The sequence below is a fragment of the Anaeromyxobacter paludicola genome (assembly GCF_023169965.1).
Lineage (GTDB): Bacteria > Myxococcota > Myxococcia > Myxococcales > Anaeromyxobacteraceae > Anaeromyxobacter_B > Anaeromyxobacter_B paludicola.
Genome location: NZ_AP025592.1, coordinates 1,027,820 through 1,050,614, shown reverse-complemented (window position 1 = coordinate 1,050,614; position 22,795 = coordinate 1,027,820). Strand labels below are relative to the sequence as shown.

Below are 22,795 nucleotides of genomic sequence, written 5' to 3'. Positions count from 1 at the left end.
CGAGGACTCGCGGAGGCGGACTCGGTGATCCTGGGGCTCGGCATCGACCTCGTGGAGATCTCCCGCGTCGAGCGGATCCTGGGCGGTCGCCCGGAGCTCGCGGCGCGCTTCCTCGCCCGCTGCTTCACCGAGGGGGAGCGGCGCTACTGCGAGGCGCGCGGCGCGGGGCGGGCGGCGAGCTACGCGGCCCGGTTCGCCGCCAAGGAGGCCGTGATGAAGGCGCTCTCCGCCCCGGCGGGCCTCCGCTTCACCGACGTGGAGGTGACGCGCCCCGGGGGCCGCCCGGAGGTGGCGCTGCGCGGCGCGGCGGAGCGCGCGGCGTCGGCGCTCGGGGTGCGCCGGGTGCACCTCGCGCTCACGCACGACGCCGGCACCGCCGCGGCCTCGGTGGTGCTCGAGGGGGAGGGGCGATGAGGCTCGCGACCGGCGAGGAGATGCGGGCCATCGACCGGACCGCCATCGACGAGCTCGGCGTGCCCGGGCTGGCGCTGATGGAGCGGGCCGGCCGGGCCGTGGCCGAGGCCGCGCTCGCGCTGGCCGGTCCGGGCGGCCGGTTCCTGGTGCTCTGCGGGGCGGGGAACAACGGGGGGGACGGGTACGTCGCCGCGCGGCTCCTGTCCGCCGCCGGTCGCGCCGTGGAGCTCTACGCGCTCGCCCCGGTCGAGAAGCTCGGCCCGGACGCGCGGGCCATGCGCGAGGAGGCGCTCGCGAAGGGGCTCGCGCCGCGCGACGCGCCGGCGCTCGGGCGCGCCGAGGCGGGCGCGGGCGACGTGGTGGTGGACGCCATCTTCGGGACCGGCCTCTCGCGGCCGCCGGAGGGGGCGCTGGCGGAGGGGATCGCGGCCGCCGGGAGGCTGCGCGAGGCGGGCGCGCGCGTGCTCGCCGTGGACGTCCCCTCCGGCCTCGCCGCCGACACCGGCGACGCGCCGGGGGCGTGCGTACGCGCCGATCGGACCGTCACCTTCGGCCTCATGAAGCGCGGCCTGGTCTTCTTCCCCGGCGCCGAGCTGGCGGGCGAGGTGACCGTCGCCGACATCGGCCTGCCGCCCGCGGCGCTGGCGCGCGTCCCCGCCCGGCTGGCGCTGCTCGGGGCCCGGGAGGCTCGCGCCCTCGTCCCCCGGCGCGAGCGCGACGCCCACAAGGGCGACGCCGGCCGGCTGCTCGCGGTGGCCGGCTCCGCGGGCAAGACCGGCGCGGCCCACCTCTGCCTGCTGGGCGCGCTGCGCGGAGGGGTCGGGCTCGCCTGGCTCGCCTCCCGTCCGGAGGTGCTGCCCCTCGCGCTCGGCGGGCTGCCGGAGGCGATGAGCCTCGCGCTGCCGGGCGAGGGCCCGCTCGGCGAGCGCGACCTCGCGCCGCTCCTCGAGGCGGCCATGGCGGTGGACGCGCTCGTCGCCGGGCCCGGGATCCCGCGCGGCCCCGCCACCGGCCCGCTCCTGCGCGAGCTCCTCGCCCGGAGCGGCAAGCCGGCGGTGCTCGACGCCGACGCCCTGAACGCCCTCGCCGACGCGCCTGGCGCCGTGGGGCCGCTGCCGCCGAGCGCGGTCCTGACGCCGCACCCGGGCGAGCTGGCGCGGCTCCTGCGCCAGAGCATCGCCGACGTGCAGCGAGACCGGGTCGCGACCGCGGTCGCCTCGGCCGAGGCGCTCGGCTGCACCGTGGTGCTCAAGGGGGCGCGCACGGTGGTGGCCGCGCCCGGCGAGGTGCCGTGGGTGATCCCCACCGGCAACCCCGGCATGGCGACCGGCGGCACCGGGGACGTGCTCGCCGGGCTCACGGGCGCGCTGCTCGCGGGCGGCATCGCCCCCTTCGACGCGGCCCGGGCCGCGGCCTGGGCGCACGGCCGCGCCGGCGACCTCGCGGCGCGGCGGCTCGGCGAGCGCGGCCTCCTCGCCTCGGACCTGGCGCACGCGCTCGGGGAGGTCTGGGTGGAGTGGGAGCGATGAGCGGGCCCGCGCAGGTCTTCGAGGCCCGAAGGACCACGCGGTCGGCCGGGGCGACCCGCAAGCTCGGCGTGCGGCTCGGCGAGCTGCTCGAGCCCGGCGACGTGGTGGCGCTCGTGGGCGAGCTCGGCGCCGGCAAGACGCAGCTCATCCGCGGCGCCTGCGAGGGGGCCCAGGTGCCGGCGCAGGAGGTGGCGAGCCCCACCTTCGCCATCGTGGCGCAGTACCGGGGGCGGCTGCCGGTCTTCCACGCCGACCTCTACCGCGTCGCCGACGAGGACGAGCTGCACGCCACCGGGTTCTTCGACCTCGTGGGCGGCCCCGGCGCCACCCTGGTGGAGTGGGCCGACCGCATCCCGGGGGCGCTCCCGGCGGAGCGGCTCGAGCTCCGGCTGGCGCACGACCCGGCGCGGCCGTCGGTGCGCCACCTCGAGGTGCGCGGCACGGGGGCGCGCCACGCCGCCCTGGCGCGGGCCCTGCTCGCGCCGGCGCCGCGCGGGGCGGTCCGCTAGGCCGCCGCCGTCCGGCCCGGCTTCGCATCGAGCGCGCCGGCCGAGACGCGCAGCCGCGCGTCCACCCCCACGAAGCCGCCCTCCGGGATCTCGGCCCAGGGCCCGGCCCCGACCCGCTCGCTCGCGACCCGGAAGAGCCCGCCGGCCCCGTCCGGCTGGTGCACCCAGAGCGGGCGACGCCAGCGGCAGGCGGCGAGCAGCCGGCCGTCGGTGACGACGAAGTTGAGCGAGCTCTCGGCCTCCGCGCCCCGGTCGGCGATGCGGCGGACGAGCGCGCTCGTCGCGAGCAGCGCCGCCCGGAGGTCCGCGAGGCCGTAGCCGCCCGCCGGGCGCCGGCGCGCCAGCAGCCGGGAGAGGAAGAGGTAGAAGCAGCGCTCGCTGTCGGTCTCGCCCCGCAGCTGCGGCCGCAGGTCGACGTCGATCTCCGCCTCGATGGCCCGGCGCACCGCCGCCGACCGGCGGTAACGGGCCACGGTGCCGTTGTGGCAGAAGGTCCAGCGCCCGTTGACGAACGGGTGCGTGTTCTCGGGCGCCACCTCGCCCACGCTCGCGTCGCGCACGTGCGCCAGGATCACCGGGGAGCGGGCCAGACGGGCGGCCGCCAGGAAGGCGTCGTCCTCGTGCGCCGGGAGCACGCCCTTGCGCAGCCGGATGCCCTGGGGGCCGTACCAGGCGATGCCCCAGCCGTGAGGGTGCTTGTGGGACTGGAACCGCAGCGCGTTCTCGGTGCGGCAGAGGGGCTCGACCGCGCGGGCGGGGAGCAGGGAGCGCTGGGCGAAGAGGCGGCACATCGCGGGGGTCAGTGTAGCAAGCGGGCGGCAAGGCGCCAAAGCGGGCGCCGCGCGCGTCCCCGGAGCAACGGCCCGGGGCGCGGTCTTCTTCCCGCGGCGCGGCCTGCGGGCGGGCCCTACAGCTCTGCCTCGAGCGGCCGGCCGAAGGGGACGGGCGCCTCCCCGGAGAGCTCGAAGAGCGAGATCCGGGCGCGGCGCCCCTCGACGTCGAGCAGGCCGGCGGTGCGCGGGAGGCTGAAGCGGCGCGGGCCGGCGCTGCCGGGGTTCACGAAGAGCACGCCGCCGGCGCGGGTCACCAGCGGCCGGTGGGAGTGGCCGAAGAGGACGAGGTCGGCGTGCTCCCGGGCGATGGCGCGCACGACCGCCGGATCCGGCCGGTCGGGGGAGGGGAGCTGGTGGACCAGGAGGGCCCGGAGCGCGCCCACCTCGACGACGCGGAGCTCGGGGAGCGCGTCGGCCCAGCGGCCGGCGTCGTTGTTCCCGCGCACCGCCACCACCGGCGCGAGGAGCGAGAGCTCCTGCAGCACGTCCTCGTCGGCGACGTCGCCGCCGTGCAGGATGCGCTCGCAGCCGGCGAACAGCCGGTGGAGGTGGCCGTCCACGAGATCGTGGGTGTCCGAGACCAGCCCGAGGCGCATCCTCTTCTCCTGCCTCGCCCGGGGGGCGACGGTCAACCGAATGTCGCGGGCGGAGCCCCCGCCTCCCCTGCTACACTCCGGCCGCCCCATGAACGACCGCGCCTTCGTCGCCGCGCTGCGGCTCCTCCCCAAGAACACGCTCTCCCGCCTCGTCGGCGCCGCCACCCGGCTGCGCGCGCCGCGCCCGGTCCGCGAGGCCGCCATGCGCGCCTTCGCCACCCGCTACGGCCTCGACCTGACCGAGTGCGCCGGGCTCGAGTGCTACGAGACCTTCGGCGAGTTCTTCGCGCGGCCGCTCAAGCCCGGGCTGCGCCCCATCGCCGCGGGCGAGACGGTGCTCGTCTCGCCGGTGGACGGGACCGTCTCGGAGTCGGGGCGCGCCGAGGCGGGGCGGATGGTGCAGGCGAAGGGGATCGACTACCGGCTCGGCGACCTCCTCGGCGACGCCGCCCTCGGCGAGCGGTTCGAGGGGGGCGCCTACGTGACCCTCTACCTCTCGCCTCGCGACTACCACCGGATCCACTTCCCGCTGGGCGGCGCCGTGAGCGGCTACCGCTACGTCCCGGGCCGGCTCTGGCCGGTGAACCCCGCCTCGGTCCGGACCGTGCCGGGGCTCTTCACCGTCAACGAGCGGCTCGTGACCGTCCTCGAGACGCCGCTCGGCGGCTGCGCCGTGGTGGCGGTCGGGGCCACGGTGGTGGGGCGCGTCCGCGCCTACTACGATCCGGCGGTGCCCGTCTCGAACCTGCGCGGCGCGCGGCCGATCTCCCGCGACTACGCCCCGCCGCTCCCGGCCGTGAAGGGGGCCGAGCTCGGGGCGTTCGAGATGGGCTCGACCGTCATCCTGGTGCTGGAGCAGGGGCGCGCCGCGCTCTCGCCGCAGCTCGTCGCCGGCGTGAAGGTCCGCGTCGGGCAGCCCATCGGCGGACCGCCGGCGCCATGACGTCGCGGCTGGAGCGGGCCGCCGCCGCGCTGCTCCTCTGCGCCGTCGCCGCCCCGTTCTTCGCCGGGCGCTTCCTCCCGCTGCTCGACCTCCCGCAGCACCTCGCCATCGCCCGCGTGGTGGCCCATCCGGGCGATCCGCTCTTCGCCCGCTACTACGCGGTCGAGCTCCGGGTGACGCCGTACTGGGGCTACTACGCCGCCATGGCCGCGCTGCAGCGGCTCCTCCCGGTGGAGCTCGCGAACCGGCTGCTGCTCGCCGCCTGCGCGGTCGCGGTGCCGCTCGCCCTGGCCGGCCTGCTCCAGGCCGTGGGCCGGGACCCCCGCTGGGCGGTGCTCGGCGTGCCGCTCGCCTTCCACACCAACCTGTTCTTCGGGTTCACCACCTTCGCCCTCTCGGTGCCGGCCTTCCTCTGGGCGCTCGGGGCCGCGGTGCGGCTGCTCCGCGACGCCCGGCCCGGGCGCGGCGCCGGGGCGGCGGCCGGGGCCGCGAGCGCGGTCGTCTTCCTCTGCCACGCCCAGACCTACCTCCTGCTCGGGCTCTGCGTCCTCGCGCTCTTCGCGGTCCACGGGCGGGGGCTCGGGTGGTCGGCGCGCCGCGCGCTCGCCTTCCTGCCCTCGCTCGCTCTCTTCGCGGTCTGGGCGTTCGACGCCTTCCTGCGCCCGCACGGCGCCGGCGTCGCCGGGCACACGCCCGAGTGGCGAAACTACGGTGGCGCCGGCGGGCTCGGCGCGGTCTGGGAGCCGCCCCTCGAGCTCCTCCGGCGCGCGCCGGAGCGGCTCCTCGGGGCGTTCGACGACGGGTCCGACCTCGCGCTCGGGGGAGCCCTGCTCGGCGTCTATCTGCTGGCGCTGCTGCTGGGCCTTTCGCTGCCCGCGGTCGCTTCGCGCGCAGGCGAGGGCCGGGCAGGGGAGGCCCGCCCGAACGGCTTCCGCGCCTTCCTCCGCGCCCACCCCGGCGAGCTCCTCTGCCTGCTCTGCCTCGCCGCCGCCCTCGGCACGCCCTTCCAGATCGCCGGCCAGTGGTACCTCGCGCCGCGCTACCTCGTCTTCGCGGCGCTCCTCGCCCCCGCCTTCCTGCGCGCGCCGCGGGGCCGGCTGGCGCGCCTCCCGCTCGCCCTGGCCGCCGTCGTCGGGCTCGCCGCCTGCGTCAACACGGCCCTGCACGTCCGCGCCTTCCAGCGCGAGGTGGGGCCGCTCGCCGAGGTCCTCGAGGCCGCCCCGCCGGGTGGCCGGCTCCTGTACCTCCCGTTCGACACCGGCGCGGGAGGCGGGTTCCGGCTCTGGCCGTTCCTGCACGCCGGCTGCTACTACCAGGTGCTCCGCGGCGGGGACGTCGGGTTCAGCTTCGCCGGGCTCCCCTCCCTCCCGGTGGTCTACCGGCCCGGCATGCAGGCGCCGCACCCCTACGAGTGGCGCCCCGGCGACTTCGACTGGGCGCGCATGGGGCCGAGCTACGACCTCTTCCTCGCCCGCGGGGCGCTCCAGGGCGGCGCGCGCGCCCTCCCGGCCCACGCCGAGGTCCTCGCCGCGGCCGGCCCCTGGACGCTCTGGCGGCGCCGCTCCCTTGCACCCTGAGCGGGGTTCATCTACATACGCCGGACGATGAAGATCACCGGCGTCAAGGGAATGAACGACATCCTGCCCGCGGCCGTGGGCCGCTGGCACGAGATGGAGCGGCTCGCGCGCGAGGTGTTCCACCTCTACGGGTACCGCGAGGTCCGCACGCCGGCGGTGGAGCACGCCGCCCTCTTCGCGCGCGGCGTGGGCGAGGCCACCGACATCGTCAACAAGGAGATGTACGTCTTCGAGGACAAGGGCGAGGAGCTGCTCGCCCTGCGGCCCGAGGGCACCGCCGGCACGGTGCGGGCCTTCATCGAGCACGGCTGCCACGTCGAGGGGCTGCAGAAGTGGTTCTACATCGGCCCCATGTTCCGCCGCGAGCGGCCGCAGAAGGGGCGCTACCGGCAGTTCCACCAGATCGGCTGCGAGGCGTTCGGCGCCGGGCAGCCGGCGGTGGACGTGGAGCAGATCGCGCTCCTCGCCGACCTCTTCTCCCGGCTCGGCGTCACCACCGACCTCAAGCTCAACAGCGTCGGCGACGCCGCCTGCCGCCCGGCCTACCTCGCCTCGCTGAAGGGCTACCTGCAGGGCCACGCCGGCGCGCTCTGCGCCGACTGCCGCGACCGGATCGAGCGCAACCCGCTGCGCGTGCTCGACTGCAAGGTGGAGAGCTGCCAGCCGGTGCTCCAGGGCGCGCCGCGCCTCCTCGACGCGCTCTGCCAGGGCTGCAAGGACCACCTCGGCGCGGTCACCTCCGGCCTCGATGCCCTGGGGGTGGCGTACCGGCTCGACCCTCGCCTCGTGCGCGGCCTCGACTACTACACGCGCACCGCCTACGAGTTCGCGAGCGACGCCCTCGGCAGCCAGTCGGCGGTGGCCGGCGGCGGCCGCTACGACGGGCTCGTGGAGACGCTCGGCGGGCAGCCCACGCCGGGCATCGGCTTCGCCCTCGGGCAGGAGCGGCTCGCCCTCATCCTCGAGGCCATCGGCCGCGCCCCGCCGGAGCAGGGGCCGGCGGTCTTCTTCCTCTCCGCCGACGAGGCGGGGGCGAAGGAGGCGCTCCGGCGCGCGAGCCAGCTGCGCAAGCTCGGGATCGCCTGCGATCTCGATCCCCGCGGCGGCAAGATGAAGACCCAGTTCAAGCAGGCGGAGCGGGTCGGCGCCCGCTACGCGGTCGTGCTCGGCGGCAACGAGGCGGCGAGCGGCGAGGCCAAGCTCAAGGACCTGGCCACGCGCGAGGAGCTCCCGGTGCGGCTCGACGACCTCGCCGAGCGGCTGCGGGAGTGAGGCGACGAGCCCCGAAGGCGCCCCCTCCCCGACCCTCCCCCGCTGCGCGGGAGAGGGAGGTCGGGGCACTCCCTCCCCACCGCGTGGGGAGGGCGGGGGAGGGGCGGTCCGCCGCGCCGTGATGCCGACGACTTCCGTGCCCCGCCCCTTCCTCCTCGTCGTCGCGGGCCCCACCGCGTCGGGCAAGACCGCGCTCGCGGTGGAGCTCGCGGTCCGGCTCGGCGGCGAGGTGGTGAACGCCGACTCGCAGCAGGTCTACCGCGGGCTCGACGTCGGCACCGCCAAGCCCACGCCGGCCGAGCGGGCGCGGGCGCGGCACCACCTGCTCGACGTGGCCGAGCCGGGGGAGGGGATGGACGCGGCCCGCTTCTGCCGGCTCGCCGACGAGGCCATCGCCGGCGTGGCCGCGCGCGGCCGGCTCCCCATCGTCTGCGGCGGCACCGGGCTCTACCTGCGCGCGCTGCTCCGCGGCGTGGCGGAGGCGCCCGGCCGCGACCCGGCGCTCCGGGCCGCGCTCGAGGCGGAGGCGGCGCGCGACGGGCGGGCCGCGCTGCACCGGCGGCTCGCGGCGGTGGATCCCGAGGCGGCGGCGCGGATCCGGCCGAACGATCTCGTGCGCGTGGTCCGGGCGCTGGAGATGGCCGCGAGCGGCCGCACCCAAACCGAGATCTTCGCGGCGCACCGCTTCGCCGAGCCGCGCTACCCCGCCCGCCTGCTCGCGCTCGACGTCCCGCGGCCGGAGCTGCACCGGCGCATCGACGCGCGGGTGGAGGCGATGTTCCGGGGCGGGATCCTCGACGAGGCGCGGGCGCTGCTCGAGCGCGCCGGCGGCGCGCTCCCGCCCAAGCTCCCCATCGGCTACGCCGAGGCGGCGGCCGCGGCGCGCGGGGAGCTCGCGGTGGACGAGGCGGTCCGCCGGGTCCAGGCCGCGACCCGGCGGTACGCGCGGCGGCAGGTCATCTGGCTCCGCAAGGAGCCGAGCCTCGAGTGGCTCGCGCCGCCGGCGGATCCGGCCCCGCTCGCGGAGGCGGTCGCGGCGGCGCTGCCCCGGTGAGCGGCTTGCCGCAGGGCGTCATCGATTTCGCCCCGCGTGGATGGATTGGCGCGCGGTGCGGCATGCTATAAGCCGCCCGTGGCCAGAACCGTCTACACCCTCGAATTCGAGCGTCCGCTCCTCGCCCTCGAGGCGAAGATCGCGGAGCTGAAGCAGCTCTCCACCGGCACCTCCGTCGACTTCTCCGACGAGATCGCCAAGCTCGAGAAGAAGTCGCGCAAGCTGCAGGCCGAGATCTTCCGGGACCTGTCGCGCTGGCAGATCGTGCAGCTCGCGCGCCACCCCAACCGGCCCTACACGCTTGACTACGTCTCCACGCTCTTCACCGACTTCGTGGAGCTCGAGGGCGACCGGCGCTTCGCCGCCGACCGCGCCATCGTGGCCGGCTTCGCGCGCTTCGAGGGCGAGCCGGTGCTCGTCATCGGCCATCAGAAGGGGCGCAGCACGAAGGAGAACATGCTGCGGAACTTCGGCATGCCGCGGCCGGAGGGCTACCGGAAGGCCCGGCGGCTCTTCGACCTCGCCGACCGCTTCCGCCGCCCCATCATCACCTTCATCGACACCCCGGGCGCCTACCCCGGCATCGGCGCCGAGGAGCGCGGGCAGGCCGAGGCGATCGCGGTGAACCTCGAGGTCATGGCCTCGCTCGGCGTGCCGGTGATCTCGGTGGTGATCGGGGAGGGCGGCTCCGGCGGCGCCCTCGGCCTCGGCGTCGCCAACCGGATCCTGATGCTGCAGTACGCCTGGTACAACGTCATCTCCCCCGAGAGCTGCAGCTCCATCCTCTACCGCGACGCCAGCAAGGCGGAGAAGTCGGCCGACGCCCTCAAGCTCACCGCCAAGGACCTCCAGTCCTTCGGGATCGTGGACCAGATCGTGGAGGAGTCGGCCGGCGGCGCCCACCGCGACGCCGGCGTCACCGCCGGGAACGTGGCCGCCGCCATCCGCCGCCACCTCGGCGAGCTGTCGAAGCTCTCGCCGGAGGAGCTGGTGCGGGACCGCTACGAGAAGTTCCGGGCGATGGGGGTCTACGCCGCCGAGGGGTAGCTGGTATAAGAACCGGCCATGCCGCTCGTCCCTCCGAACGTCGCCTCGCTGACCCCGTACGTCCCCGGCAAGCCCATCGAGGAGGTGGAGCGGGAGTACGGCATCTCGAACGTGGCCAAGCTCGCGTCCAACGAGAACGCGCTCGGCCCGAGCCCCCGCGCCGTGGCCGCCGCGCGGGAGGCCTGCGCGAAGGTCCACCTCTACCCCGACGGCAGCGCCTTCGCGCTCCGCGGCGCGCTCGCCGCCCGGCTCGGGGTGACGCCGGAGGAGGTGGTGCTCGGGCACGGCTCGAACGAGATCATCGAGCTGCTGGTCCGCACCTTCATCTGCCCGGGCGAGGAGGTCCTCACCTCGGCGCAGTCCTTCGTCTGCTACCGGCTGGCCGCGCAGGCGCACGGGTGCCCCTGCGTCGAGGCCCCGATGAAGGACCGGGCCTACGACCTCGACGCCATCGCGGCGCGCCTCTCGCCGCGCACGAAGCTCATCTTCCTCGCCAACCCGGACAACCCGACCGGCACCTGGTTCGGCGCCGAGGCGCTGGAGCGGTTCCTGGCGCGCGTCCCCGCGAGCGTGCTCGTGGTGCTCGACGAGGCGTACGTGGAGTTCGCGAGCGCGCCGGGGTTCCCGGACGCGCTGGCGCTGCGCCGCCGCCACCCGAACCTCGTCACCCTGCGCACCTTCTCCAAGGTCTACGGCCTCGCCGGCCTGCGCGTCGGCTACGGCGTGGCGAGCCCGGAGGTGGTGGGCTGGCTCGACCGGCTCCGCGCCCCCTTCAACACGAGCCTGGTGGCGCAGGAGGCGGCGATCGCCGCGCTGGCCGACGAGGAGCACCTCGCCCGGAGCCGGGCGCTCGTCGCCTCGGAGCGGCCCTTCCTCGAGGAGCGGCTCGCCGCGCTCGGCGGGCGGGTGCTGCCGAGCCAGGCCAACTTCCTCTTCGTGGACTTCCCGGGCCACGGGGCGCGCGAGGTCTTCGAGGGGCTGCTCCGCCGCGGCGTGGTGGCCCGCCCCATGGCCGGCTACGGGTTCCCCACCGCCCAGCGGATCACGGTCGGCCTGCACGCCGAGAACGAGAAGTGCCTCGCCGCCCTCCGCGAGGTCCTCGCCACGTGAGCCGCCCGTTCATCGTCGCCATCGACGGGCCGGCCGGCGCCGGCAAGAGCACCACCTCCCGGCGCCTCGCCGCCCGGCTCGGGTTCGCCATGGTGGACACCGGCGCCATCTACCGGACGGTGGCGCTCGCCGCCCGCCGGGCCGCGATCGCCTTCGACGACGACGCCGCGCTGGGGCCGCTCTTGCCGGCGCTCTGCATCCGGTTCGCGCCGCCGCCGGGCGGGGAGGGCGCCCAGCGGGTGCTGCTCGGCGAGGAGGACGTCTCCGCCGCCATCCGCACGCCCGAGATGTCGCTCGGGGCGAGCGCGGTCTCCGCCCGCCCGGTGGTGCGCGCGGCGCTGCTCGACCTGCAGCGCCGCCTCGCGACCGCCCCGGGCAACGCCGGGGCGGTGCTCGAGGGACGCGACATCGGCACCGTGGTCTTCCCCGACGCGGACGCCAAGTTCTTCCTCACCGCCTCGCCCGAGGTCCGGGCGCGCCGCCGCTTCGCCGAGCTCCAGGCCCGCGGCGACACGACCCCCTTCGAGCAGGTGCTCGCCGACCAGCTGAAGCGCGACGCCGACGACTCCTCGCGCGCCGTGGCGCCCCTCCGGCCGGCCGCCGACGCGCGGGTCTTCGACTCGACCGCCCTCTCGCTCGACGAGGTGGTGGAGGCGCTGGCGGGAGAGGTCCGGGCGCGCGTGGCGCAGGGTGTCGACCCGCGTTAGGATGCCCTCCCCCGATGGACCTGTCCGCCGAGCACCGCTACGGACCGCGTGAGTGTGGGAGCTGCCGGCTGTGGCGCCCCATCCTCGAGGACGCCCGCGGGCCCATCGGCCCGTGCCGCCTGCAGGTCCGCACCGGCGACTTCCCCGGCACCGCGCCCCGCTGCGAGCGCTACCTGGCGCGCGAGGCCCCGGTGCCGCACGCCCCGCCGCCACCGCCCCCCACGCGGCGCCACCCCTCGCCCGCCCGGCCGCTCGTCCGGCACGGCGCCGAGGTGACGCCGCTCGACCTCGCGCCCGTCCCCGCGGCGCTCGACCTGCCCGAGGAGATCCTCGCCATGACCCGCGAAGAGTTCGCCGCCGCCATCCGGGAGGTGCTCCGCGAGGAGACGCAGCCCATCCCGCTCGCCGCGAAGTGGGAGGGCGGGGCGCTCCTCATGAAGCCGCGCGACCCCGAGCTGCAGCCGAAGGAGGTGCCGATCGAGGCCTTCTTCCACAAGGTGGTCATGCTGCGCGACCGGCTGCGCGTGCTCGAGCAGAAGCTCAACGCCCACCCCAAGCTCACCGACGGCGAGAAGGTCGAGCTGCAGGGCTACATCACCAAGTGCTACGGCACCCTCACCACCTTCAACGTCCTCTTCAGGGACGAGCGCGACAAGTTCGTCGGCGAGAAGAGTTGAGGGGCGGGGCTCGAGGCCGCCGCGCACGAAGGAGGCGCCGATCGCATGGAAGTGAAGATCGCCCGGACCGCTGGCTTCTGCTGGGGCGTGCGCCGCACCATGGACAAGGTGGACGAGGTGGCGGCGAGCGCCGCCGGCCCGGTGGTCACGCTCGGCCCCATCATCCACAACCCCCAGGCGGTGGCGCGGATGCGCGAGAAGGGGGTCGGCACCGTCGCCGAGGTCCAGGAGGTCGCGCCGGGCGCCACGGTGGTCGTCCGCACCCACGGCGCCGTCCGGACCGAGCTCGAGCGGGCGAGGGCGCGCGGGCTCTCGGTCGTGGACGGGACCTGCCCCTACGTGAAGTTCCCGCAGGTCATGGCGCAGCGGCTCACGCGCGAGGGCTACCACCTCGTCGTGGTCGGCGACGCGAACCACGCCGAGGTGAAGGGCGTGGTCTCCTTCGCCGAGGGGCCCTGCACCGTGATGAAGCCCGGGGGCGCGGTCCCGGAGTTCAAGGCGAAGCGGGTGGCGGTCATCGCCCAGACCACCTGCATCGGGGCAGACTTCGAGCGCGCGGTCGGCGCCCTGGCCCTCCGGCACCAGGAGGTCCGCGCGGTCAACACCATCTGCAGCGACACCGACGAGCGGCAGGCGGACGCCCGCGCGCTCGCGAGCGAGGTGGACGCGGTGGTGGTGGTGGGTGGGAAGAACAGCGCCAACACGCGCCACCTCGCCGAGATCTGCCGGGAGATCCAGCCGCGCACCTGGCACGTCGAGACCGAGGACGAGCTCGACCCCTCCTGGTTCACCGGCTGTACGGTGGTCGGGCTCAGCGCCGGCGCCTCCACCCCCGACTGGGTCATCGAGGGGGTGGCCGCCAGGTTGAGGGACATGCGCTGACCCGGGCTCCGCTTGACGCAGGAAAATCGCCCGTGTAGCGTGCGCGCTCTCAGAAAAAGGCAATAGGCCGGGTCCGCCGGCCGCGGCCGCCGCCCTCGCTCCCCGGGGTGGTGGGTCGAATCAACAGGGGTACATCGCAGCTTCCGCCGGCCCTCTCGCGCCGGCGTCAGCCGACAAAGGTTGGTTCCATCAGAATGGAGAATCAGACTCCCGTTGCGCCCGAGGCCGAGGTCGAGGACTTCGCCACCCTGTTCGCCCAGAGCGAGGCTCAGAGCGGTCAGGTCGAGGAAGGCAAGGTCGTCCACGGCACCGTCATCCAGCTGACCAAGGACTTCGCCGTCATCGACATCGGCTACAAGTCCGAGGGCCAGGTGGCCATCTCGGAGTTCGTCGCCGCCCCCGGCGCCGAGCCCGCCGTCAAGGTGGGTGACAAGGTGGAGGTTCTCGTGGAGTCCCGCGAGAACGACACCGGCATGGTCGTCCTCTCCAAGGAGAAGGCCGACAAGATGCGCATCTGGGACGAGATCTCCGCCGCGTGCGAGCGCGACGAGCTCGTCGAGGGCGTCATCGTCGGCCGCGTGAAGGGCGGCCTCTCCGTCGACATCGGCGTGAAGGCCTTCCTCCCCGGCTCGCAGGTCGACATCCGCCCGGTGCGGAACCTCGACAAGCTCATCGGCGAGAAGTTCAAGTTCAAGGTCATCAAGTTCAACAAGAAGCGGGGCAACATCGTCCTCTCCCGCCGCGTGCTGCTCGAGAAGGAGCGCGAGGAGCTCAAGAAGGAGACCCTCAAGAACCTCAAGGAGGGCGCGGTCCTCAAGGGCGTGGTCAAGAACCTCACCGACTACGGCGCCTTCATCGACCTCGGCGGCATCGACGGCCTGCTCCACGTCACCGACATGAGCTGGGGCCGCATCGGCCACCCGAGCGAGATGTTCGAGGTGGGCCAGGAGGTCCGGGTCGTCGTCCTCAAGTTCGACCCCGCCAGCGAGCGCGTCAGCCTGGGCCTCAAGCAGATCCAGGAGGACCCGTGGCACCGCGCCGACGAGAAGTACCCGGTCGGCACGCGGGTCAAGGGCAAGGTGGTCAGCCTGACCGACTACGGCGCCTTCATCGAGCTCGAGCAGGGCGTCGAGGGCCTGGTCCACGTCAGCGAGATGAGCTGGACCAAGCGCGTGAAGCACCCCTCGAAGATCGTCAACATCGGCGATCAGGTCGAGGCGGTGGTGCTCGACATCGACCCCAAGGCCAAGCGCATCAGCCTCGGCATGAAGCAGATCGAGGCGAACCCCTGGACGCTCCTCGAGGACAAGTACCCGATCGGCACCACGATCCGCGGCGAGGTCCGCAACGTGACCGACTTCGGCATCTTCGTCGGCGTCGAGGAGGGCATCGACGGCCTCGTGCACGTGTCCGACATCAGCTGGACCGAGCGCATCAAGCACCCGGGCGAGAAGTTCAAGAAGGGTGACGTGGTCGAGGCGGTGGTCCTCAACATCGACGTCGAGAACGAGCGCTTCAGCCTCGGCATCAAGCAGGCCCAGCCGGATCCGTGGACCACGCTCGCCGAGCGCCACCCGGTCGGCGCCCGCGTCAAGGGCAAGGTCACGAAGGTCACCGACTTCGGCGCCTTCGTGGAGATCGAGCCCGGCATCGAGGGCCTGGTGCACGTGTCCGAGCTGCGCGAGGAGCGCACCGAGAACCCGCGCGACGTGGTCAGCGAGGGCCAGGAGCTCGAGGTGAAGGTCATCGACCTCGACCTCCAGGACCGCAAGATCGCCCTCTCCGTCAAGGCGCTCAGCCGCGACGGCGACGACGACTACCGCGAGTACCTGCGCCGCCAGAACGAGGGCGGCCGCGCTCGCCTCGGCGACCTCATGGAGAAGTTCAACCGGCGCAACCGGTAGCTCCTCCGCGACACCCTGATTCACCGGCGGGCGGCTCCTCACGGGGCCGCCCGCTGCATTTGTGACGCGCGCCGCCCCGCCGCGCCGGGACCCCTCCCATTCGCGCGCCCGTTGGCCATTGCGGCGCCCACGCCTCCGTGCTCTTCTCCGCGCATGGAACCGCACGACCCGAGCCAGCCGCTCCCCACCACGCCGGTCGGAGCGGCGCCGCAGTGGAGCGCGCCGCCTCCTCCGCCGCCGTCCTGGGGGCCGCCGCCGGGCTGGCCCTGGCCGCCGCCGCGCCAGCGCTCCGGGCTCGGCCTCGCGCTCGGCGTGCTCGCGTTCCTGCTCCTCGGCTTCGTCGCCTTCTCGCTCCTCGTCTACAGCGCGGTGCGCGGCGAGGGGCCGCGCCTCTCGACCGGCCCGCGCATCGGCATCGTCGAGGTGAAGGGGACCATCGGCGGCGGCCGCGGCGCGGTGGACTCCGACGAGGTGCTCAAGACCGTCAAGCGCTACGCCGACGACGACGAGATGCGGGCGGTGGTCGTGCGCATCGACTCGCCGGGCGGCTCGGTGGCGCCGTCGCAGGAGATCTACGACGAGCTGCGCAAGCTCGTCGCCCGGAAGAAGGCGGTGGTCTGCTCGATGGGCAACATGGCGGCCTCCGGCGGCTTCTACGTCGCGATGGCCTGCCCGGTGATCCTGGCCGAGCCCGGCACGCTCACCGGCTCCATCGGCGTCATCAGCCAGTTCCCGAACCTGAAGGGGCTCGCCGAGCGGTTCGACGTCCGGGTCGAGACCATCAAGAGCGGCAAGCTCAAGGACGCGGGCAACCCGTTCCGCGACATGAACCCGGACGACCGCGTCTACTGGCAGTCGCTCGTGGACCAGGTGTACCTGCAGTTCGTGGCGGCGGTCTCCGAGTCGCGCCACCTCCCGCCCGAGGAGGTGAAGAAGTTCGCCGACGGTCGGGTGCTCACCGGCGAGACCGCGCACCAGCTCAAGCTCGTGGACGCGCTCGGCAACTTCAACGACGCGGTGGACCTGGCGAAGCGCAAGGCGGGGCTCAAGGGCGAGCCGCACCTCGTCTACCCGCCGGAGGACCGGGCGAAGCTGCTCGACACGCTGCTCGGCAACGGGGTCCGCTCGGTCGCGGACGCGGTGCGCAGCGAGGTCGCGAAGGACGCCATGGGCGCCGCCGGCCCCGGGCTCTACTACCTGGCGCGCTAGCGCCGCGAGGTGAGGTGAAGATGGAAAAGCCGCTCTGGGCGCCCTGGCGCATGGCCTTCATCGACGCCCCCAAGCCGGAGGGCTGCATCTTCTGCCAGTTCCCGGCGGAGGAGGGCGCCGAGGCCGACCGGCGGAACCTCATCGTCCACCGGAGCGCGCGGGCCTTCTCGATCCTGAACCGCTTCCCCTACAACTCGGGGCACGTGATGGTCATCCCGCGCGCCCACGTGGCCCGGCTCGAGGACCTCGCCCCCGAGGACTTCCAGGAGCTCCACGAGGAGCTGCGCCGGGCGGTGGTGGCGGTGCGCGCCGCCTACCGGCCGGAGGGCATGAACGTGGGGATGAACCTGGGCCGCTCCGCGGGCGCCGGGATCGCCGATCACCTGCACTACCACGTGGTGCCGCGCTGGACCGGCGACAACAACTTCATGCCGGTGCTGGCGGACGTCCGCGTGATGGTGCAGCACCTCGACGAGTCCTGGGAGCGGATCTCCGCCGCGTTCCAGCAGCCCTGACCGTGTCCTGGCTCGTCCTCGCCCTGGCCTGCGCCGCCGCGGCCGCGGCCATCCTGGTGCGCGAGCAGCTGCGCCGCCGCCGGGAGCAGGCGAAGGCCTACCTCAAGGGCGTGCGCTCCATGCTCGAGGGGAACCCGGACGCCGCCATGGAGGCGCTGTCCGACGCCGCGCGCCTGGCGGCCCCCGAGGCCTACGACACCTACCTCGCCCTCGGCGCGCTCTTCCGGCGCGAGGGGGATCTCGCCCGCGCCATCCGGCTGCACCGGAACATCCTGCTGCGCGCCGACCTCGCGCCGGAGCGGCGGGACGAGGTGGAGCGCGAGCTCGCCGCCGACTACCGGCGGGGCGGGATGCTCGAGGAGGCGGAGGCCACCTTCCGTCCGCTCGTCGAGCGGGGCGACGGGGCCGCCGCGGCGGGGCTGCGCGACGTCCTCGTGGACCGGGGTGATCTCACCGGCGCGGCCGAGCTGCAGCGGCGCCTCGCCGAGGGCGGGGAGGACCGGCTCCTGGCGCACCTCGAGGCGGCGCTCGCGCGGCGCGCCCTCTCCCGCGGCGCGCCGGCGCGCGCGCACGCCGAGCAGGCCGTGGCGGCCGGACCGGGCTCGGCCGACGCCCTGCTCGCGCTCGCCGAGGTCGAGGCGGGGGAGGGGAGGGCGGAGCAGGCGCTCTCGCTCGCGGCCCGGGCGCTGGACGCCGCCCCCGAGGCCGCGCTCCTCGCCTGGCCGGCGCTCGCCGCCGCGGGCCCCGCCGCGCTCCCCTTCGTCGAGGCCCGGCTCGCGGCGCGCCCGGCGGACGCGGCGCTCTGGGTGCTCCGGGCGCGGCTGCTGCTCGCGGCCGGCCGGCAGGCGGAGGCGCTCCCGTGCCTCGCCGGGGCGCTCGAGCGCGACGGCACGGGCGAGGTGACCATCGCCATGCGGGAGCTCCTGCGGGAGGCGGCGGCGCCGGCCCCCGACGAGCTCGCCGCCCGTCACGACCTGATGCGGGCCGCGCTCCTGCGCCGGGCCCAGCCGCTGCGCTGCCGCTCCTGCGGGGCCGCCACGCCGCTCCGCGCCTGGCGCTGCGACCGCTGCGGGGCATTTGATGCGTTTTGAGCGCGAGGGCGCCCTCTCGTCCACGCGAGGGATGCTGCCCGCCCCCCGCCCCGCCTCGGCCGCCGCTTGCGGGATCCTCGGCGGCTCGGTATGAGGTCGGCCCCTATGGTCCGCGATCTCGTCATCCAGCTCTTCCGCGACGCCCTGGCGCGCGGCGCCGCCGAGGGCCGCTGGCCCGCGCCCCCTCCCTTCGCCGTGGACGCTCCGCGCGACCCGCGCCACGGGGACTTCGCCGTCAACGCCGCCATGGTGCTCGCGAAGGCGGCCGGCAAGCCGCCGCGCGAGCTCGCGCAGGCCATCGTGGACGCGGTCCGCGCCGGGGACGCGAACGGCGACCTGGCCGCCCTGGAGATCGCCGGGCCCGGCTTCATCAACGTGCGGCTCGCGCCCGACGTCTGGTTCCGCGCCCTCGGCGAGGTCGAGGAGCGGGGCGAGTCCTTCGGCCGGACCGAGGTCGGCAAGGGGCGCAAGGTCATCGTGGAGTACGTCTCGGCCAACCCCACCGGCCCCATGCACGTCGGCCACGGGCGCAACGCGGTGGTGGGCGACGGCGTGGCGCGGCTGCTCGCCTGGAGCGGCCACGAGGTGACCCGCGAGTACTACGTCAACGACTACGGCGCGCAGGTCCAGACGCTGGCGCGCTCGGTCCACCTCCGGTACCAGGAGCTGCACGGGCGCACGGTCACCATGCCGCCCAAGAGCTACCCCGGCGAGTACGTCGTGGACATCGCCCGGGAGCTGCAGGAGGAGTACGGGGACGCGTACCTGGATGCGCCGGAGTCGCGGTGGCTCGACCTCTTCCGCGACCGGGCGGTGGTCCACGTGCTCGGGCTCATCCGCGGGGACCTCGCCGCGGTGAACATCGCGTTCGATCGCTGGTCGTCCGAGAAGGCGCTCTACCAGTCGGGCACGGTGGACCGCTTCATCCGCCACCTGGAGGAGCGCGACCTCGTCTACGTCGGGAAGCTGCCGCCGCCCAAGTCGAAGAAGGGGCAGCCGCCCCCGCAGCCGCAGCCGGACGAGGAGGGCGTCTCGGTCGCCGACGACCTCACGCTCTTCCGCTCCTCGCAGTACGGCGACGAGGTGGACCGCCCGGTGAAGAAGTCGGACGGCACCCCCACCTACTTCTGCGCCGACATCGCGTACCACTGGGACAAGCGACAGCGGGCCGACGCCCTCGTGGACGTGCTCGGGGCCGACCACGCCGGCTACGTGCCGCGGCTCCACGCCGCGCTCGAGGCGCTCGGCGCCAAGCGCGACGACCTCCACGTCGTGCTCATCCAGATGGTCAACCTCACCCGCGGCGGCGAGGCGGTGAAGATGTCGAAGCGCGCCGGCACCGTGGTGAGCCTGCGCGAGGTGGTGGAGGAGGTGGGCCGGGACGCCACCCGGTTCTTCTTCCTCACCCGCCGCTCCGACGCGCAGCTCGACTTCGATCTCGAGCTCGCGAAGAGGCAGTCGCTCGACAACCCGGTCTTCTACGTGCAGTACGGCCACGCGCGCCTCGCGAGCATCCTCGCGAAGGCCAAGGAGGCGGGGCTGCCGGAGCCGTCCTTCGACCTCGCCGCCGTCCGCCGGCTCACGACGCCCGAGGAGCAGGAGCTCATGCGGCGGGTGGTGGCGTTCCCGGACCTCCTCTCCGGCGCCGCGCTCGCCTACGAGCCCCACCGGGTCGCCTTCTGGCTGCAGGAGACCATCGCCGCCTTCCACAGCTACTACACGCAGGGCAAGAAGACGGGCGAGCGGGTCATCGGCACCGACCCGACCACCACCGCGGGGCGCCTCTACCTCTGCAAGGCGCTCAAGCAGGTGCTCGCGAACGGGCTCGCCGCCCTGGGCGTCGCCGCGCCCGAGCGGATGGAAACTCGCGATATCGGCGAGGACGCCTAGAATGTCCGCTCACGGCACCTCGCGGCGAGGGGCCGCGGGCGGACGGACATGGCGAACACTCGGATCAGGAAACCTTCACCGCTGCTGACCTCGCAGGGCAAACGGCTCGCGGGGCTCGGGGCGGGCGCGCTCCTCGCGCTCTGCCTCGCCTTCGGCGCGGGCGTCGCGTGGGGCCGGCAGGCCGGCGCGCGCGCGGCCGGCGCGGCGATCCAGCCGGATCTCTCGTCGCTCGACGTGCCGGCGCGGGCCGAGGAGACCGGTCCGGGCGAGCCGGTGAAGGAGGCCTCGGCCTCGCCCACCGACTTCTCCTTCCACCAGCCGCTCGCCGCTCCCCCGGCCGCCCCGGCGGAGCCGCCGCGCGTCGCCACCCTCCCGCCGCCCGCCGCCAAGGGGCCGGTGCTCACCTCCAGCGTCGCCGGCGCCGATCGGGACGGCGGCAAGCCGGACGCGGCCCCAGCGCCGGCTCCGGCCCTCGCGCCGGCCCCCGCGGCCGTCCAGCCCCCGCCGGCCCTCGCCGCCGCCCCCTCCGAGAAGCCCGCGCCCCGTCCGGCGCGCCCGTCCGACGCGGCGGCGCAGGCGCCGAAGCCGAGCGCCCCGACCGCGAAGCCGGCCGCCCCCGGCGAGAAGCCGGCGCCGCGACTCGCCGTCGCCGACCGGGCCCGCGCGCCGAAGCCCGCGGCGCCCGCCGCCGAGACCATCCCCGCCGGCGCCTTCTCGGTGCAGGTGGGCGCCGCCTCCAGCCTCGCGGACGCGCAGCACATCGCCGCCCGCTTCAAGAAGCACCACCCCCATATCGTCGCGTCCGACGTGGAGGGGAAGGGGCGCTGGTACCGCGTCCGGCTCGGGGTGTTCCCCACGCGGGCCGAAGCCGCCCGGTTCCAGCGCTCGGCCGGGCTGCAGGGGTACGTCACCGCCTCGCGGTGAGCTAGGATGTCGGCGCGATGAAGACGTTCGAGCAGCCGCGCCGGGTCGACAAGCCCTGGGGATACGAGCTCTGGTGGGCGGCCACCGAGCGGTACGTGGGGAAGCTCCTGCACGTCCGCGCGGGCGAGAGCCTCTCGCTGCAGTACCACGAGCGGAAGGACGAGACGATCCACCTGCTCCGCGGCGAGCTCACGCTCGTGCTCGACGAGGGGCGGGGGCTCGAGGAGCACCGGCTCGCGCCCGGCGAGAGCTACCGCGTCCGGCCGCTCACGAAGCACCGCATGGTCGCGGTCACCGACTGCGACATCCTCGAGGCGTCCACCCCCGAGGTGGACGACGTGGTCCGGCTCGAGGATCGCTACGGCCGCTGACCCGCGCGGCCCCGCCGGTCACGCCGCGGGCAGCTCGGCGCAGATCGCCTCGGCCACGCGGAGGCCGTCCACCGCCGAGGAGACGATGCCGCCGGCGTAGCCGGCCCCCTCGCCGGCCGGGTAGAGCCCCGCGAGCCCCGGCGACTGGAAGCGCTCGTCGCGCACCAGCCGGCAGGGCGAGCTCGTCCGGGTCTCGACGCCGATGAGCACCGCCTCCTCCGTGACGTAGCCGCGCATCCGCTTGCCGAAGGCGCCCAGCCCGAGCTTGAGCGCCTCCTGGAGCTGCGCCGGATAGAGCCGCGACAGGTCGGCGTGCGCGAGGCCCGGCCGGTAGGAGGACCGGCCCGGGGGCGTCCCGAGGCGGCCCGCGAGGAAGTCGGTCACGCGCTGCGCCGGCGCGAGGTAGCCGCCGCCGCCGAGCGCGTAGGCGGCCGCCTCCCACTTCCGCTGCCAGGCGAGGCCGGCGAGCGGCCCCTCGAACCCCTCGGCCGCGAAGTCCTGCGGCGCGACCGCCACCACCAGCCCCGCGTTGGCGAGCGGCGACGAACGGTGGGAGTTGCTCATGCCGTTCGTGCACTGCAGCCCCGGCTCGGTCGGCGTGGGGACCACGACGCCGCCGGGGCACATGCAGAAGGAGAAGACGCCTCGGGGGGCGCCGGCGACGCGCGGGTTGTCGGCGAGCTTGTAGTCGGCCGGCGGCAGCCCTCCGCGCCCCGCCGCCGGGCCGTACTGGATCCGGTCGATCAGCGCCTGCGGGTGCTCCACCCGGTAGCCGACGGCGAAGGGCTTGGCCTCGATGGGCCAGCCGCGCGCGGCGAAGAGCTCGAACAGCTCGCGGGCGCTGTTCCCCGGCGCGAGCACCACCCGGTCGCCCTCGACGAGGGTCCCGTCCTGGAGCGCGAGGCCGGCGACGCGCCCCCCGCGCAGCGCCACGTCGGTGACCCGCGCGTTCCAGCGGAACTCGCAGCCGCCGCGCTCGAGCTCCTCGCGCATGGCGGAGACCGCCGCCGGCAGCACGTCGGAGCCGACGTGTGGCTTGCCCTCCTCGAGGATCCGCTCCACCTGCCCGAAGCGGGCGAAGAGCTCCACCACCTTGCGGACGGCCGGGTGGTGGATGCGGGTGCCGAGCTTGCCGTCGGTGTAGGCGCCGGCGCCGCCCTCGCCGAAGTTCATGTTGGACTCGGGGTCGAGCTCTCCGCCGCGCATGAGCTTCGCCACGTCGCGGCGGCGCGGCGAGACCGGCTTGCCGCGGTCGAGCACGATCGACCGGACGCCGCGCTCGAGGAGCGCCCAGGCGCAGAACAGGCCGGCGGGGCCCGCGCCGAGGATGAGCGGCGGGCGCTCCGGCGCGCGGACGGGCGGGGGCGGGGGCTCCGGGGCGGGCGCCGGGGTGACGTCGGGACGCGTCCCCGGGAGCGCGCTCTCGAGCGTCACCTCCACGTTCACCAGCCAGCGGGGGTGGCCCTTCTTACGGGCGTCGAGCGACCGCCGGAGCACGACGAGGTCGCGGAGGTGCTCGGAGCGGACGCCCAGCTTCTCGGCCGCCCGGCGGGGGAGCAGGCTGTCGGGCTCGTCGAGCCAGAGGACCAGGTTGACGACGCGGTAGCGCATGGCGAGCCGGCGGATACTAGTGGGCTGCGAACGCGATTACGCGCTTTTTCCCCGTCCGGGCCGGCCGACTGCGAACGCGGGTTCGCGCCCGGCCGGCTCGGCGCCGCGCCATCCTCGCCAAGTGGCCGAT

General features: G+C 75.1%; 22 protein-coding genes. 19 read left to right on the top strand and 3 right to left on the bottom strand.

Annotated elements, in window-relative coordinates; translation table 11 throughout:
• The first annotated feature begins 24 nt into the window (after nt 1–24).
• Genes AMPC_RS04925 through tsaE form a run of 3 tightly spaced genes read left to right on the top strand, consistent with a single transcriptional unit; the run spans nt 25 to nt 2,452 of the window.
• Nucleotides 25–414 carry a holo-ACP synthase gene (locus AMPC_RS04925; RefSeq protein WP_248344794.1) on the top strand — a complete coding sequence of 130 codons (390 nt, stop codon included), beginning with the start codon at nt 25–27 and terminating at the stop codon, nt 412–414.
• Nucleotides 411–1,943: an NAD(P)H-hydrate dehydratase gene (locus AMPC_RS04920; protein ID WP_248344792.1), complete on the top strand. Its 1,533-nt coding sequence runs from the start codon at nt 411–413 to the stop codon at nt 1,941–1,943. The genes AMPC_RS04925 and AMPC_RS04920 overlap by 4 nt, the downstream gene beginning before the upstream one ends.
• Entirely contained in the window at nt 1,931–2,452 is a 522-nt protein-coding gene (gene tsaE, locus AMPC_RS04915) for a tRNA (adenosine(37)-N6)-threonylcarbamoyltransferase complex ATPase subunit type 1 TsaE (RefSeq protein WP_404800632.1), read from the top strand. The genes AMPC_RS04920 and tsaE overlap by 13 nt, the downstream gene beginning before the upstream one ends.
• Here tsaE and AMPC_RS04910 read toward each other — a convergent pair.
• Complete coding sequence (locus tag AMPC_RS04910; protein WP_248344788.1) at nt 2,449–3,243, bottom strand: class II glutamine amidotransferase; 795 nt, start codon at nt 3,241–3,243, stop codon at nt 2,449–2,451. The two genes, tsaE and AMPC_RS04910, sit on opposite strands and share 4 nt — an antisense overlap.
• A 116-nt stretch (nt 3,244–3,359) precedes the next feature.
• Nucleotides 3,360–3,881 (bottom strand): metallophosphoesterase family protein, encoded by a 522-nt coding sequence (locus AMPC_RS04905; protein WP_248344786.1) that lies wholly within the window; start codon nt 3,879–3,881, stop codon nt 3,360–3,362.
• Nucleotides 3,882–3,969: 88 nt separating this feature from the next.
• Here AMPC_RS04905 and asd point away from each other — a divergent pair, with 88 nt between their 5' ends.
• The 16 genes from asd (at nt 3,970) to AMPC_RS04825 (ending at nt 21,054) form a co-directional block, all read left to right on the top strand.
• A complete protein-coding gene (gene asd / locus AMPC_RS04900) occupies nt 3,970–4,824 on the top strand; it encodes an archaetidylserine decarboxylase (RefSeq protein WP_248344784.1) in 855 nt (284 codons plus the stop codon).
• Nucleotides 4,821–6,401 carry a hypothetical protein gene (locus AMPC_RS04895; RefSeq protein WP_248344782.1) on the top strand — a complete coding sequence of 527 codons (1,581 nt, stop codon included), beginning with the start codon at nt 4,821–4,823 and terminating at the stop codon, nt 6,399–6,401. The genes asd and AMPC_RS04895 overlap by 4 nt, the downstream gene beginning before the upstream one ends.
• Before the next feature lie 27 nt (nt 6,402–6,428).
• On the top strand, nt 6,429–7,673 hold the full coding sequence (gene hisS / locus AMPC_RS04890; RefSeq protein ID WP_248344781.1) for a histidine--tRNA ligase: 1,245 nt from the start codon (nt 6,429–6,431) through the stop codon (nt 7,671–7,673).
• Nucleotides 7,674–7,794: 121 nt separating this feature from the next.
• Entirely contained in the window at nt 7,795–8,727 is a 933-nt protein-coding gene (miaA, locus tag AMPC_RS04885; protein WP_248344779.1) for a tRNA (adenosine(37)-N6)-dimethylallyltransferase MiaA, read from the top strand.
• A gap of 78 nt (nt 8,728–8,805) precedes the next feature.
• Nucleotides 8,806–9,774 (top strand): acetyl-CoA carboxylase carboxyltransferase subunit alpha, encoded by a 969-nt coding sequence (locus tag AMPC_RS04880; RefSeq protein ID WP_248344777.1) that lies wholly within the window; start codon nt 8,806–8,808, stop codon nt 9,772–9,774.
• 18 nt (nt 9,775–9,792) lie between these two features.
• Nucleotides 9,793–10,884: a histidinol-phosphate transaminase gene (gene hisC / locus AMPC_RS04875; protein WP_248344775.1), complete on the top strand. Its 1,092-nt coding sequence runs from the start codon at nt 9,793–9,795 to the stop codon at nt 10,882–10,884.
• Nucleotides 10,881–11,591 (top strand): (d)CMP kinase, encoded by a 711-nt coding sequence (gene cmk, locus AMPC_RS04870; RefSeq protein ID WP_248344773.1) that lies wholly within the window; start codon nt 10,881–10,883, stop codon nt 11,589–11,591. The genes hisC and cmk overlap by 4 nt, the downstream gene beginning before the upstream one ends.
• Nucleotides 11,592–11,605: 14 nt before the next feature.
• Complete coding sequence (locus AMPC_RS04865; protein WP_248344771.1) at nt 11,606–12,268, top strand: hypothetical protein; 663 nt, start codon at nt 11,606–11,608, stop codon at nt 12,266–12,268.
• A gap of 45 nt (nt 12,269–12,313) precedes the next feature.
• Entirely contained in the window at nt 12,314–13,150 is an 837-nt protein-coding gene (gene ispH, locus AMPC_RS04860) for a 4-hydroxy-3-methylbut-2-enyl diphosphate reductase (RefSeq protein ID WP_248344769.1), read from the top strand.
• A 194-nt stretch (nt 13,151–13,344) separates the two neighbouring features.
• Nucleotides 13,345–15,054 carry a 30S ribosomal protein S1 gene (locus AMPC_RS04855; RefSeq protein WP_248344767.1) on the top strand — a complete coding sequence of 570 codons (1,710 nt, stop codon included), beginning with the start codon at nt 13,345–13,347 and terminating at the stop codon, nt 15,052–15,054.
• A 153-nt stretch (nt 15,055–15,207) separates the two neighbouring features.
• Nucleotides 15,208–16,263, top strand: a complete 1,056-nt coding sequence (sppA, locus tag AMPC_RS04850) for a signal peptide peptidase SppA (RefSeq protein WP_248344766.1) — start codon at nt 15,208–15,210, stop codon at nt 16,261–16,263.
• A gap of 20 nt (nt 16,264–16,283) precedes the next feature.
• A complete protein-coding gene (locus AMPC_RS04845) occupies nt 16,284–16,778 on the top strand; it encodes an HIT family protein (RefSeq protein ID WP_248344765.1) in 495 nt (164 codons plus the stop codon).
• Between the two features lie 2 nt (nt 16,779–16,780).
• Nucleotides 16,781–17,869 (top strand): hypothetical protein, encoded by a 1,089-nt coding sequence (locus tag AMPC_RS04840; protein WP_248344764.1) that lies wholly within the window; start codon nt 16,781–16,783, stop codon nt 17,867–17,869.
• 105 nt (nt 17,870–17,974) lie between these two features.
• Nucleotides 17,975–19,759 (top strand): arginine--tRNA ligase, encoded by a 1,785-nt coding sequence (locus tag AMPC_RS04835; protein ID WP_248344762.1) that lies wholly within the window; start codon nt 17,975–17,977, stop codon nt 19,757–19,759.
• A 48-nt stretch (nt 19,760–19,807) separates the two neighbouring features.
• A complete protein-coding gene (locus AMPC_RS20465) occupies nt 19,808–20,683 on the top strand; it encodes an SPOR domain-containing protein (RefSeq protein WP_263009633.1) in 876 nt (291 codons plus the stop codon).
• Nucleotides 20,684–20,700: 17 nt separating this feature from the next.
• Entirely contained in the window at nt 20,701–21,054 is a 354-nt protein-coding gene (locus tag AMPC_RS04825) for a cupin domain-containing protein (RefSeq protein ID WP_248344760.1), read from the top strand.
• An 18-nt stretch (nt 21,055–21,072) separates the two neighbouring features.
• Here AMPC_RS04825 and AMPC_RS04820 read toward each other — a convergent pair whose 3' ends face one another.
• Nucleotides 21,073–22,665, bottom strand: coding sequence for an NAD(P)/FAD-dependent oxidoreductase (locus tag AMPC_RS04820; protein WP_248344758.1), 1,593 nt, complete (start codon nt 22,663–22,665; stop codon nt 21,073–21,075).
• Between the last annotated feature and the right edge of the window lie 130 nt (nt 22,666–22,795).